Below are 13,148 nucleotides of genomic sequence, written 5' to 3'. Positions count from 1 at the left end.
TTATTAGTCATTAGTCATTAGTCATTAGTCATTAGTCATTAGTCATTAGTCATTAGTCATTAGTCATTAGTCATTAGTCATTAGTCATTAGTCATTAGTCATTAGTCATTAGTCATTAGTCATTAGTCATTGGTTATTAGTTATTGGTTATTGGTTATTGGTTATTGGTTATTGGTTACTTGCTACGAATTCCCACTTTCCAATTCTCAATTCCCAATAACAACTAACAAATAACCAATAACAGTTAACAGTCAACAGTCAACAGTCAACAGTCAACTTTTGAGACCTATGAAAACTCAACCAAGTCAAGACCGGGTGATTATTTTCGATACGACTTTGCGGGACGGAGAACAATCTCCTGGCGCATCTCTGAATGTGGATGAAAAGCTAACTATTGCCCGCCAGTTAGCGAGATTGGGCGTGGATGTGATAGAAGCGGGTTTCCCTTTCACCAGCACGGGAGATTTTGAGGCCGTCCAAAAAATAGCCCGATCGGTCGGCACGGAAAATGGGCCGACAATTTGCGGTTTGGCAAGGGCGAGAAAGCCGGATATCAAAACAGCAGCCGAAGCTCTGAAACCGGCCGTAAACTCGCGAATTCATACGTTTCTGGCAACATCTGACATTCACTTGGAATATAAGCTGAAAAAGACGCGGGCTGAGGTTCTGGAAATTGTGCCGGAAATGGTGGCCTACGCTAAGTCTTTTGTGGAAGATGTCGAGTTTTCGCCGGAAGATGCTTGTCGTTCGGAACCGGAGTTTTTGTATCAGGTTCTGGAACGGGCGATCGCCGCCGGTGCAACTACTGTAAATATTCCCGATACTGTCGGCTACACGACTCCGAACGAGTTTGGGGCTTTGATTCGGGGAATTAAAGAAAACGTGCCGAATATCGATCGCGCAATTATTTCAGTTCACGGTCACAATGACTTAGGATTGGCTGTGGCTAACTTTTTGGAAGCGGTCAAAAATGGCGCAAGACAGTTAGAATGCACGATTAACGGGATTGGCGAACGCGCGGGAAATGCGGCTTTGGAAGAGTTGGTAATGGCGCTTTACGTGCGGCGGCAATATTTCAATCCGTTCTTGGGCAGGTCTGCAGATTCCGAGGAACCGCTGACGAATATTGACTCGCGCCAAATTTACAAAACTTCCCGCTTGGTTTCCAATTTGACGGGGATGTTGGTGCAGCCAAATAAAGCGATAGTCGGGGCCAATGCTTTCGCCCACGAGTCGGGAATTCACCAAGACGGGGTGCTGAAAAATAAGCTGACATACGAGATTATGGACGCTGAGTCGATCGGCTTAACGGAAAATCAAATCGTACTGGGCAAATTATCCGGCCGCCACGCTTTTCACACTCGCTTAAAAGAGTTGGGTTTTGAAATGGCAGACGATGAACTAAACAAAGCTTTTGTCAAGTTTAAGGATTTAGCGGACAAGAAAAAAGAGATTACCGATTGGGATTTGGAGGCGATCGCCAATAATGAAGCCCACCAAGCACCGGAACTGTTCCGGTTAGAATTGGTGCAGGTTTCTTGCGGCGACAAATCTCGCCCGACAGCAACCGTTACGGTGCGGAATCCATCGGGAGAAGAATTGACGGATGCTGCGATCGGCACTGGGCCAGTGGATGCGATTTACAGGGCAATCAACCGCGTGGTAAACGTACCGAACGAGTTGATCGAGTTTTCTGTACAATCGGTAACAGCGGGCATAGATGCGATCGGCGAAGTAACAATTCGTCTGCGCCACGAAGGTAAAGTATTTTCCGGTCACTCAGCAAATACCGACATCATAGTCGCCTCCGCAGAAGCATACATCAGCGCCTTAAATCGATTGTACGTGTCATTGCAGCCTGAAAAATCCTCCGAACAGCCAACTGCGATCGCAAATCAAGTTGTTGCACAAGCACAGCGCTGATAAATTTGCAGTCAACCATCTTGCTTAAACCAAACCGCAGGCGAACCCAGATCGAAGCAGATCAAACTCAATTAATCTGCCTTAATCCGCGTTCATCTGCGGTTAAAAATTAACTTAATCACCGAAAAATAATCATGTAAAAAATGCAAGAAGAAACCTTAAAAAAAGAGCGACAATTCCACGATGCCTGGGCATCAACAATAGATATTGACGGCATTCGAGTCAATGATTACTTTGAAGCTTGTACCGCCCCAGAAAATAGATTTATCCTCAAACAAATAGGCGATATTACCGGGAAACGCCTCTTAGATTTAGGATGCGGCGCGGGAGAAAACAGCGTTTATTTTGCCAAAAAAGGCGCGCAATGCGTAGCGGCAGACTATTCTCAGGGCATGGTAGATGTGGCCATGAAATTAGCAGAAAAAAACGGCGTGAGCGTAGAAGGTTGCACTGTCAATGCAATGGCGCTAGATTTTCCAGATAACAGTTTTGATATTGTTTACGCTTCTAACTTGCTGCACCATTTGCCGGAACCGGAAAAGGCAATTCGCGAAATGCACCGCGTGCTGAAACCAGGGGGAAAAGCTTGTTTTTGGGACCCGATGAAGCACAATCCGGTGATTAATGTTTACCGCAGAATGGCAACTGAGGTGCGGACTGAGGATGAAAGTCCTTTGGATATTAATATTGTGAATTTTGTCGAGTCTTTGTTTTCAAAGACGGCTTACGATACATTTTGGCTGGCGGCGCTGTGGATTTTTTTACGCTTTTATTTGATCGAGAAAATACATCCCAATGAGGAGCGTTACTGGAAAAAAATTATTATTGAACAAGAGAGATTGAAACCGGAATATTCTCGATTGGAAGGGTTGGATGCGTTTTTAAAGAAGTTGCCTTTGATGAAGCGGTTGGCTTGGAATTTGGCTGTGGTAGCAACGAAGTAGTTAAAAGAAGGAAGTTCGGCAACGGATTATGTAACGGATGTAACGGATGTAACGGATGTAAGTCCGTCGGAAGGGGGAAGTTCGGCAACGAGCAATGTACGGGATGTAACGGATGTAAGTCCGATGTAAGTCCGATGTCCGTCGGAAGAGGGAAGAGGGAAGAAGGAAGAAGGAAGAAGAAGGCTTTAGTGGTAGGGTTCGTCAGTTTTGAGATTCTTGCATCAGCCCCGAAAGTATGATTTTGACGCGCCATTTATTGTCCGGTGCGTCAGTTTTGAGATTGTTTGTTTGTCGCAGAAATAATCGTAGCTGACGCACCCTACTTTCAACTATAAAAGAAGTATAGCGGTTCTCAAAAAAGTGAGGATAGCCCTATGCCCATAGCCCTATGCCCTATGCCCTATGCCCTATCCCAGATAGTACCTCATACCAGAGCACAGAAAGGCTATACAATAAGTCTAAGCATTTAATTAAGAGGCTAATTATGCCAGAAACTATTACTGCTGTGTATGAAAACGGGGTTTTTCGTCCCCTGAGTCCTTTGTCATTGAATGATGGGGAAACTGTGGAAATCACAATTGTAGCGGAAGTGTCGCAGCGCCAAAAGTCGATGATTAAGATGATGACAGAAGGGCAATTGGTGCCTTTTCCAACAAAACAGTTTAAGCTAGATGCCGCCGCAGAACAAAAGCGGCGCGAACTGTTTGAAAAACTGAAGGGAAGAGTGGGGAAACCTCTTTCTGAAATCGTTATTGAGGATCGCGGCCCGTGGTAAATGCCTATTTCTTAGACACCAGCGCTTTGGTTAAACGGTATGTGCCTGAATTGGGAAGTAATTGGATTCAATCAATTACTCTTCCAGCAGCAGGTAACTTTCTCGCGATTTCTCAGATTACTTGGGTGGAGGTATGCAGCGCTTTTTCACGCCGTCAACGAGAGGGTAGTCTATCTGTCGATGAGGTTGACCAACTTATGGGAGATTTTCGCACGGATTTTGACAACCAGTATGAAGTTCTTGAAGTCGATCGCACTTTGATAGAAACAGCGGGTACACTGGTGATGCAAAACCCGCTGCGGGCTTATGATTCTGTGCAATTAGCGTCAGCTTTGCGGGTTCAATCTACTCTCGTTCGTTTTTTCGTGCCAGATACTCAACTGGTTTTTGTTTCGGCGGACAAGAGATTGCTGGATATTGCTCATTCAGAAGGGTTGGCTATTGATAATCCTAATAATTATCCGTAATCAAGCTGTTTCTAGTGAGGAATGCAAGTCCTCATAAAAATTTGAGGACTTGCATTCCTCATTACAAACTAATTTGAGTGAGGTGGCTATTTATAGGATTTCCTTCAAGGTTTTAACTAATATTTGATTCTGTTCTTCCGTACCTACACTAATTCGCAATTTATCTTCTAATCGCGGCTGATTGAAGTATCGAATCAATATTCCCCGTTGTTTCAGTGTTTGATAAATTCTTTCTGCATCGCCGCTGGGCGGCCTAACTAACAAAAAGTTGGTTTGCGATGGCCAAACTTTAAAGCCTAATTCTTTGAAAATGACGGCTAGTTTTGCTCTGGAAGCCTTGACTTTTTCGGCGTTGGCTGTTTTGTACTCTGAATCTGCGATCGCACCTGCCGCCACCGCATAGGCTACAGCATCAACATTGTAGCTGTCTTTAATTTTATTTAATTGGGCCAGCAGCAGCGGATTTGCTATAGCAAAACCCAACCTCAATCCTGCTAGGGAATAACCTTTGGAAAGCGTTCTCAACACTATAACATTACTGTACTTTTTTGTCAACTCCAAAGCATTGTCTTCTGCGAAATCTACATAAGCTTCATCAATCACAAGAATACCCGATAACTCTTGAGCCAATTTCTCCAAATCCGCCACAGATATCGCTGTTCCCGATGGACTGTTTGGCGAAGCTACAAATGTCACAGCACCCCTGGCTGCTATTAGCAAATCGACTGGTAACTTGTAATCGTCGGGATAAGGAACTTCCACAAATTCTGCATCTTGAATTTGTGCCAAAGTGCGGTACAATACATAGGTTGGCGCAGGACAAACAATCTGTTTTCCCGGTTCGCCCGCAGCCCGAACTATCAAGTTTAATAAATCATCGCTGCCGTTACCTACCGCAATCCAATCGTCAGGAAATCCCAAAAATTTACTAGCAGCAATGCGGAACTTTTTTCCCGTTGGATCTGGATAGCGCCGCAGCATTTCTCCGTCTATTTCCTGAAGCACCTTTAAGGCTTTGGGAGAAGGCGGATAGGGATTTTCATTAGAATTTAGTTTAATGATTTTTGTGCCTGCGGGTGGCTGTTCTCCCGGTACGTAGCCAGACATTTCATGGATACTTTTGCGAAAATAATTCATCTTTTATCTGCGTTCATCTGCGTTTATCTGCCTGCATCTGCGGTTGCAAAAATCATATCAAACAATTAGTGACTATCCGCGTTATACCCAAATCAATTAACTTTTGCCTATCTTCTGGATCGTCCACCGTCCACACCACAATGTCAACTCCCTGACTGCGGCTTTCTTGAATTAGTGCGGGGTTTTCCAGCAACACGCGATACTGGCTGCTAATCAAGTTATCGCCCTGCGCCACAGCTTGAGATAATTGAGTTTTGTATGCTTCTAGATTAGCAACAATATGTCCGATCGCCAAATCGTCAGACAGCCGCCGCACTTGTGCCAAAAATTGCTCGCTAAACGAGGTAATGATGCACTTGTGTTGAATTTCTGCACCCTGCAAACTATTGACAAAATCCGCCACTTCTGCATCCGACCATTCGCAATGGGGCTTAACATCAAAATAGAGAAATTTGTCAACTTTTTTCAGGATAACTAATGCTTCTGCGAAAGTAGGGATTTTTTGTCCTGAAAATTCATCGCTAAACCATTTTCCCGCATCAAGTTTCTGCAATTGAGACAGATTTTGTTCCCTGACTTTACCAGAAAATCCAGTGATTCTATCTAATGTTGCGTCGTGAAAAATCACCGGTACGCTGTCGGCTGATAGCTGGATGTCGAATTCGATTGAATTAGCTTTGCGGGCGATCGCCAGTTCAAAAGCTGCTAAAGTGTTCTCAGGGGCGATCGCCGAAAATCCCCGATGTGCAATAATTTCTATATTCACTGTCTCGCCCCCTCTAAAAATTGTGCCACAGTTTGATTAAAAGTTTCCGGTTGAGTCAAAAAACACCAATGATTCCCCGGTACTTTTGTAGCGGTAAGATTTTTCAAGTATTTCTTATACGGCTGCATTTGCCAATCCATGCGATTTACGCCTTTTTCCGGCTGTACGAACAAAGTTGGGATTTCAATATTTTCAGTTAAACCGGCAACTTTCATCACTTCTGCAAATATCTGATTTCTGGCGGGAATCGTAAATTTACTACCCCAACTTCCGTCTAATTTTTGTTCGATTTGGTGTTGGAATATCATTTGCTGCGAGTCACTCCAACCAGCGTATTCTCCCGATTGTTTGGCTGCTGCTTCTGCTTGGGATAAAGTCGCAAACGGGCCCATACATTTGAGACAGTCTAATTTTCGGTAAACAATTGGGAGGGTGAGTTTCATCGCTGCGGGCAGTTTGGTGATGAAGATCGGGTCTACTAAAATCATACTGCAAAAGCGATCGGGATTTTGTCTCGCCCAAATCGGTGCTAGTTTTCCCGTCCAAGAATGCCCCAAAATGTGGCAGGAAGACCAGTTGAGATGTGCCATCAAAGCTTCTAAATCTGCGATCGCACTTGCAAAAGTATAGCCGGTTTCCGGTTTGCTGCTCTCTCCGTGGCCGCGCATATCCGGCGCTACAATATGATAGCGGTTCGCCAAGTAATTGCCGAGGCTAGTCCAGACAACAGCACTATCTGCTAAACCGTGCAGCAGCAGCAAGCGCGGCACTTTTTCTGCTTCTTTTTTGCTCTCTGTTGCTGAGTTCCATTCTAGGTAAGAAAGTTGAATTTCTGGTAAGTGTAAGCTCTTGCGCGCAGGCATAATTAGCGGTAGTTTTTAGGAGTTTTTAGTTAAGAAAAAGGGTTGTTTTGTACAGAGATTGCGTGTTAGATGATTCGGCGGTTGAAACCGCATCTACACAAACAATGTCGGCCTGCGCCGACTAAAAAATAAAGGGGGTGGCTAACCCGGACTTGGTATTATACCAATTCCGGTTGCACTCCTGGTGATGTTATATCAAATCCGGTAGCATTGGAATGATTTAACCACAGAGAACACAGAGAACACAGAGAGGTCAGAGAGAAATGAATAATTCCGATGCTAATGGAATTGATATTAACAGTTAACAGTCAACAGTCAACAGTGAATTTACTATTCCGACGCTATCGGAAACGATATTACTCGTCTCTGGTGCGATCGCCAGCCAAAGCCTACAATTATCGCAGTATCCGCACTTTGCAAATAGTAGAAACCGGGTTTCTAGGAGTTTTGATCGATCGTAGACTTCTGGCAAAAGTTGTTTTTTCGGATGTTGCTTTGAGCAAGGTTTTATACCAAATCCGGGTTTTGGAGATTCTTTACGAACCAGTCGGCGCAGGCCGACTTTGTTTTTGTAGACGCGGTTTCAACCGCCGCTTTACTGCCTTTTTCTACTCTATGGTTGTGGTTGAAATTCTTCAATTTGGACGATCGGCTCTTTAGCAATTTTGCCCAATTTCACTGAATCCAACAAGCTTTCCCAATCAGCCTTGAGGGTTGGATCGTCAGGCTGAGCCCGTCTTGCTGCCGCTAGGGTGCTGATGGCATCTTGCCAAATCCCGTTTTTAGCATAAATAAAGCTTTTCTGGCGCGGATCTGCTTTTTCTAATTGACTGCGGATATCTGCACTGAGTTCAACTCGCCGCACAGTACCCATTTCGAGCAGATCGCCCGATCGGTCTTGAGAGTCGCAAATCACTGTAAAACTCCAACGGTAAGTTTTGCCTGCTTCCAAGGGCGGCACATTTTTATTAGCGGGGATACTAACCTCGATCGTTCCTGATAAGTTGCTAATTGGCAGAGTCTGTTTGTAAATCTCCTTGGCGCTTGGATCTAGCAGGGTAAATTCGGCTAATGTCGCCTTTGTTTGAGGCAAGTAGAACAAGAATGTTGGATAGTCCGAAGCAGTCCGTGCGAGCTTATTTTGAGGGGCTAGGGCTGTGAGATTTATTGGATTTAGCTGGGAGTCGATCGCGCAGCCGCCACCGCGTACAGGTCTTGCCAGTGGAATTGTTATTTCCGCGTCGATATCTTCACTGGGCTGAACGAAGCGCGGCCCTCCCGATTGAGTCAGCGGCTTGCCGGGCTCTTCCCTCGGCATTGGCTGTGCCAGACTTGCAAATTGGCAAGCGTTAAATGCTGCTATCAATAATATGGCACCAAAGGCGATCGAGTTGAAGCGAAAATTACTAATTTTTTTCATAACCGTTGCCGATGTTTTTTTAATGTATATTGTCTCTGTTTACTTTACCGACTTTTCTCCCAACACGCGGTATACATTTACTTTTTGATCCCTGCCTTTTAGAGGTAAAGCTCCCCAAGATTCTACCTCAAATTTTCCTTCAAGATGTACTAAAGTTTCTTCGCCAATCAAGATCCGGCAGGTGTCTTCTTGCCGGTGTTTTTCACAGCTTTCGAGGCGAGAAGCGATATTTACACTGTCGCCGATTACTCCATATTCTAAACGGGTTTTGCCTCCCAAGCTGCCAACCACGATCGGCCCTGTAAAAATTCCGACTCGCATTTTTGCTGATGGTAAACCGCGATCGCTCCAACTTTGATTCAGTGCTGGTAAGCGCGAACTTATAGCTAGAGCGCAAGATACCGCAAGGCGAGCATCTTCGGCAATTTCTGCGGGAGTTGTGCGGGGAATTGGTACGCCAAATACTGCCAGCATTCCATCTCCGGTAAATTTATTAATTACGCCTTGATGTTTTTGCACTTCCTCGGCCATTGCTGATAAATATTCGTTCAACCAAGGCATTACTATTTCTGGGGGTAGTTTTTCAGAAATTGTGCTAAAACCCTGCAAGTCAGTCAGCAGCATTGTAGCAGTTACTCTTTGCCCTGGCAATAGCCCGGACTGGAGGAGATGGACGCGCTCTTTCCACAAAGCCTTGGCGATCGCCGGTGAAGTTTGCTGTCCTAAAAGTTTCATGACAATTTCTTGCTGCTGTCGTGACTGGTGGTACTTGTACGTGATGACAACTGCTGGGACGATCGCCAATGCTAGAGTCGGCCCTATCACGGGTATCCACCCCTGTTGAGTGAATAGAAAAAATGTGAACCCCCACAATATGCCGCCAAGGGCGATCGCGCTAACGGTGAAACTGAGTGTATTTTCTAACCGCCAAGCCAAACAGCCGCCAACTGCTCCCCAAACAGCAATCCAAAGCATTTCTTGCCATTCATCCCAAAACCAAAATAGCCCTTTACCGTCTAAAACTGCGCTGATAATTTGGCTAGTTGCGCTGGCGTGAATCAATACTCCAGGCATCAGGCGGTTTCCGCTGACAGTAGCGCTGTAAGGAGTAGAAAAGATATCTCTTACAGTTGGGGCACTCACCCCGATCAAGACTATTTTATCTTTCACCAATTTGGGGTCAAGTTTTCCCGACAAAACTTGAGTTAGTGTCGCGGTATTTGCGACATTCTCAGGCGATCGGTAATTGAGCACGATTTGATAGCCTTGACTATTAATTGTCTGATACCCTCCTGAATCCGGCTTCAGTCGCGGAAACACTGTTTTTCCGATTTTTATTTCGTTATTTGCTGTAATTATTGTTTCTATCTTTTTGGTATCGAAATAGTTATATGCCAACCGCATAGCCCAGGAATTAAGCGTCGAGTTTTCATGAAAAGTAAAAATAAAATTGCGGCGAACTATGCCGTCTGGATCGAGAATTAAATCGCTAAATCCTATCTGTTTTTTGGGTATGTTGGGAGGCGGCCCAGCTCGCTCGCGCTCCGAGTTGCCGAGGGAGGTAATGGCGATAATTTTGGGGTTTTTGAATTGAGCGGCCAATTCTGCATTTCCCGGTTCGTAGGGGATATCGCGAATGATATCCACACCAATAACTGCGGGTTCCAGACGGGATAATTCGGCGAGCGTTTTTGCTAAAACGCGATCGGAAATCGGCCATTTCTTAAAAGCACGAATATCCTCTTCTGTGATTTTTACTACGAGCAATCTAGGGTCAGCACCCGGATCGGGGCGCAACTGCACCATCAGGTCAAACGCTTTTAATTCCAATGGCTGCAACCAACCTAAATGCCGCACTCCGAATACGGTTCCCGTCACTACAATCCAGGTAATCGCCAGAGGTTGCAAGTCAGCGAAGGAGAAAGAATTAGTTAAGTTCTTCCAACTCCAACGTTTCTCTCCCAATTGATGATGAAATTTCTTAAAGAATTTGGGCATCATAATTCTTTTTTTCAACCCTATTTGACAAAGTGCGATCGGAGGCGGTCATAATTAAAAGAATAATGCGATCGCCCTGAAGTTCCTTACGGTTTACTTAAGACGATCCCCCCTAACCCCCCTTAAAAAAGGGGAGTAGGGGGTGGGACCAGAATCGGATCAAAGTCCCCCTTCTTAAGGGGGATTTAGGGGGATCTCCGGGGCATAAATATGTTAAGTGAACCGTATTGGGCCATAAGTTCCTTACAGCAAGGAAATTAGCTTTTCAGGTTTAACGTTTATTTATGCACGTCTGCTTGCATCTTAACTTGTCAATAATGCCGATTATTGATGCCCCATTTTTAATTTTCCTGTGCTGTTTTGGCGATCGCATTTAACTGCAATCCCTGGGGATAAATGTTTTCTTCTTTGCTGCGCTTGATGTCGGCTTCGGAAATCTGGGGTTTGAGGTATTTCGCCAAAACTTTCACGATGTCGCCCCGATCGATCGTCCCTACGACTGAACCAATGGGCGAGAGGACGATGATTCGGGGGAGTTGACGGGCTTCCATGCTGTTAATGACTTCGGCGATGGATGCTTTTTGTGAGACTGTGGGGGTTTTTCCTAGGGGTTGCAAAATGTTGTGCAAAGTCTGAATTTGCCACTGACTGCGTTCTGTCAAGCGGATATCGTCGATCGACACTAAGCCCAAATCCCGCCCGTTGGTCGCAGCAATGTAAAATGGAAACGGATTGACTTCTAACAAATAGCGATCGGCAAATTCTCGCAAACTCAAATCTGCATCTACAACTCGAAATTCGCGGCTCATCGCATCGCCGGCTTTAGTTGTGAGCAAAGCTTCTTGCAGAGCAGCAAATTCTCTGTAGGCTGTGGCATTCCGAATCGCAAACCAGCCAATTAGCGCAATCCACAAGCCGCCGTACTGGCGCGCTAACAAACATACACTTAGACCAAAAACAACCGCCAACCAACCCAAAACTTGTCCTGTTTTTGCCGCCCAGCGAATGCCGGCAAATCGAGAGCCGGTAATTTTCCAAATTGCTGATTTTAAGACTTGTCCTCCGTCCAAAGGCAAGCCGGGAATTAAGTTAAACAATCCCAAAACTAAATTTATTTCTGCTACCCTTTCTGTTACAATAGCAATCAAACTTGTTTGAGGGAGAACTTGAGAACCCAAACCGAGGATTAAAAACAGCGCGAAACTGACGAGAGGGCCGGCGATGGCTACTTGAAATGCTTGACCGGGAGTTTTTGATTCCGAGTCGATCGATGCAACACCGCCAAATAAGAATAGAGTAATAGAATTAACTTTAATGCCTTGCGATAGGGCAGCCAAGCTGTGTCCGAGTTCGTGCAGCAGCACCGAAGCAAACAGCAGCAGAGCTACGGCCAACCCTGCACTCCAGGAGAGCGCAGGCCCCCACAAGCGGTAACTGCTGGCATATTCGCGGGTTGCGAGGGCTAAAATTATAAACCACGAATAATCTATCAGTAGGGGGATGCCAAATAAAGAGCCGATTCGCCAAGCTGTCTGCATGAAATTTTCTTGGGAAAGGAGAGCAAGAAAGAGTTTCTATTATATCTGTTCTCCCCCTTGCCTTTCCGGTTGCCCAGATTTCTAAAGCACCCCGGCGTTACCCAAGCCCAAGATGACTCCAGCCCCCAGCAAGTGGCCGAAGCTGGTTGTTGCCAGCAATTCCGGGATGCCGAAGCCTTTGAACATTCCGGGGACTGCAACGGGTAAAGCAGGGCCTTTGCCTCGGTTTTGCTTGTTGATGCCGTAGTAGCCGATCGCGATCGCCAGCAAATTGCATAAAATCATTGTCAGTCCTACCATTGGCGACCACTCCGGCGTTGAGGGAGTGGTAGACTGTATGGCTAACAGTAAAGATGAGTTAATCATGTTGTTATTTCCTGATTTCACAGATAATATCGAGCGCTACAAAATTATAAAAAGCATTCTGCATTAAACTAAGATTTGTTTTATTAATTAACAATTTGTTTATATTTTGATACAAATTCATCGCGGAGGAAAAAAAGTGCGGGTTAAAATTTGCGGAATCACGAAACTCGATCAGGGAATGGCGATCGCCCGTTTGGGAGCTGATGCTTTGGGGTTTATCTGCGTGCCCGCTTCCCCGCGCTATGTCAGCCCCCAAACTATTCGCCCGATCGCGATCGAGTTGCCGGAAAATGTCGATCGCATCGGCGTTTTTGCTAACACCACAATAGAAAACATCTGTCAAGTAGCGATCGAGTCAAATTTAAACGGGGTGCAGTTGCACGGAGATGAAACAGCAGAATATTGCGCGAGACTGCGGGAGTTTTTGCCGGGAATTGAAATTATCAAAGCCCTGAGAGTTAAGACTCCAGAAACTTTAGCGACGGCTGCTATTTATGCCCTTCACGTCGATACTTTACTGCTGGATGCTTACCATCCCGCTCAACTCGGCGGTACTGGCAAAACTATAGACTGGGTGATGTTGGCAGAGTTTAAACCGCCTTGTCCTTGGCTGCTCGCCGGCGGTTTAACACCGGAGAATGTTTTAAATGCAATTGATAGCGCCAAGGGCAGTAATTTCAGCGGTGTTGACCTTTCGAGCGGTGTAGAAATAGCGCCGGGAAATAAAGATTTGACCAAAGTTGCTCAGTTGTTTGCTAACTTAACTCAAATTGCTAATCATTAGACTTCTTGCAAAAATAGTTAGGACGGGCTAGAAGCCCATCCCACAAGAAAAAAGATTTTTGGGGGATGGGCTTCTAGCCCGTCCTGAAATTTGATTAAAAGGACTTTTGCCAAAGGTATATTGATAATTAGTAATTGAGAAAAAGCTAATTTTAAAAATACATTTTG

The 13,148-nt window shown here is 45.3% G+C and carries 13 protein-coding genes; 6 read left to right on the top strand and 7 right to left on the bottom strand.

Annotated features, from left to right (window positions below; translation table 11 throughout):
* Nucleotides 1-288 precede the first annotated feature (288 nt).
* The 4 genes from WBA89_RS25355 to WBA89_RS25340 all read left to right on the top strand — a co-directional run bounded on the left by WBA89_RS25355 (nucleotide 289) and on the right by WBA89_RS25340 (nucleotide 4,109).
* Complete coding sequence (locus WBA89_RS25355) at nucleotides 289-1,923, top strand: 2-isopropylmalate synthase (protein WP_424410317.1); 1,635 nt, start codon at nucleotides 289-291, stop codon at nucleotides 1,921-1,923.
* A 143-nt stretch (nucleotides 1,924-2,066) separates the two neighbouring features.
* On the top strand, nucleotides 2,067-2,867 hold the full coding sequence (locus tag WBA89_RS25350) for a class I SAM-dependent methyltransferase (RefSeq protein ID WP_424410316.1): 801 nt from the start codon (nucleotides 2,067-2,069) through the stop codon (nucleotides 2,865-2,867).
* Between the two features lie 484 nt (nucleotides 2,868-3,351).
* On the top strand, nucleotides 3,352-3,642 hold the full coding sequence (locus WBA89_RS25345; protein ID WP_193973425.1) for an antitoxin family protein: 291 nt from the start codon (nucleotides 3,352-3,354) through the stop codon (nucleotides 3,640-3,642).
* A complete protein-coding gene (locus WBA89_RS25340; protein ID WP_424410315.1) occupies nucleotides 3,636-4,109 on the top strand; it encodes a type II toxin-antitoxin system VapC family toxin in 474 nt (157 codons plus the stop codon). The genes WBA89_RS25345 and WBA89_RS25340 overlap by 7 nt, the downstream gene beginning before the upstream one ends.
* Before the next feature lie 90 nt (nucleotides 4,110-4,199).
* Here WBA89_RS25340 and hisC read toward each other — a convergent pair whose 3' ends face one another.
* The 3 genes from hisC to WBA89_RS25325 are packed head-to-tail and all read right to left on the bottom strand — an operon-like array spanning nucleotide 4,200 to nucleotide 6,875.
* Nucleotides 4,200-5,246 carry a histidinol-phosphate transaminase gene (gene hisC / locus WBA89_RS25335; RefSeq protein WP_424410313.1) on the bottom strand — a complete coding sequence of 349 codons (1,047 nt, stop codon included), beginning with the start codon at nucleotides 5,244-5,246 and terminating at the stop codon, nucleotides 4,200-4,202.
* 52 nt (nucleotides 5,247-5,298) lie between these two features.
* Nucleotides 5,299-6,012, bottom strand: coding sequence for a glycerophosphodiester phosphodiesterase (locus WBA89_RS25330; RefSeq protein ID WP_424410311.1), 714 nt, complete (start codon nucleotides 6,010-6,012; stop codon nucleotides 5,299-5,301).
* Complete coding sequence (locus WBA89_RS25325) at nucleotides 6,009-6,875, bottom strand: alpha/beta fold hydrolase (protein ID WP_424410309.1); 867 nt, start codon at nucleotides 6,873-6,875, stop codon at nucleotides 6,009-6,011. The genes WBA89_RS25330 and WBA89_RS25325 overlap by 4 nt, the downstream gene beginning before the upstream one ends.
* 282 nt (nucleotides 6,876-7,157) lie before the next feature.
* Between WBA89_RS25325 and WBA89_RS25320 the strand changes: the two genes are divergently transcribed.
* Nucleotides 7,158-7,535, top strand: coding sequence for a hypothetical protein (locus tag WBA89_RS25320; protein ID WP_424410307.1), 378 nt, complete (start codon nucleotides 7,158-7,160; stop codon nucleotides 7,533-7,535).
* On the opposite strand, the gene WBA89_RS25315 is transcribed toward WBA89_RS25320, so the two are convergent.
* The 4 genes from WBA89_RS25315 to psaK form a co-directional block, all read right to left on the bottom strand.
* On the bottom strand, nucleotides 7,489-8,295 hold the full coding sequence (locus WBA89_RS25315) for a DUF928 domain-containing protein (protein ID WP_424410305.1): 807 nt from the start codon (nucleotides 8,293-8,295) through the stop codon (nucleotides 7,489-7,491). The genes WBA89_RS25320 and WBA89_RS25315 overlap by 47 nt on opposite strands.
* 39 nt (nucleotides 8,296-8,334) lie before the next feature.
* On the bottom strand, nucleotides 8,335-10,296 hold the full coding sequence (locus WBA89_RS25310) for a CHASE2 domain-containing protein (RefSeq protein ID WP_424410304.1): 1,962 nt from the start codon (nucleotides 10,294-10,296) through the stop codon (nucleotides 8,335-8,337).
* Between the two features lie 338 nt (nucleotides 10,297-10,634).
* Entirely contained in the window at nucleotides 10,635-11,831 is a 1,197-nt protein-coding gene (locus WBA89_RS25305; RefSeq protein WP_424410302.1) for a site-2 protease family protein, read from the bottom strand.
* Nucleotides 11,832-11,912: 81 nt separating this feature from the next.
* Nucleotides 11,913-12,197 (bottom strand): photosystem I reaction center subunit PsaK, encoded by a 285-nt coding sequence (gene psaK, locus WBA89_RS25300; RefSeq protein ID WP_194011515.1) that lies wholly within the window; start codon nucleotides 12,195-12,197, stop codon nucleotides 11,913-11,915.
* A 136-nt stretch (nucleotides 12,198-12,333) separates the two neighbouring features.
* Between psaK and WBA89_RS25295 the strand changes: the two genes are divergently transcribed.
* Nucleotides 12,334-12,981 carry a phosphoribosylanthranilate isomerase gene (locus WBA89_RS25295; protein ID WP_424410300.1) on the top strand — a complete coding sequence of 216 codons (648 nt, stop codon included), beginning with the start codon at nucleotides 12,334-12,336 and terminating at the stop codon, nucleotides 12,979-12,981.
* Nucleotides 12,982-13,148: the final 167 nt, after the last annotated feature.

It is taken from the genome of Microcoleus sp. (assembly GCF_049646505.1).
GTDB lineage: Bacteria > Cyanobacteriota > Cyanobacteriia > Cyanobacteriales > Microcoleaceae > Microcoleus.
The sequence above is the reverse complement of the archived record's forward strand: the minus strand, read 5'-3'. Positions and strand labels throughout refer to the sequence as shown.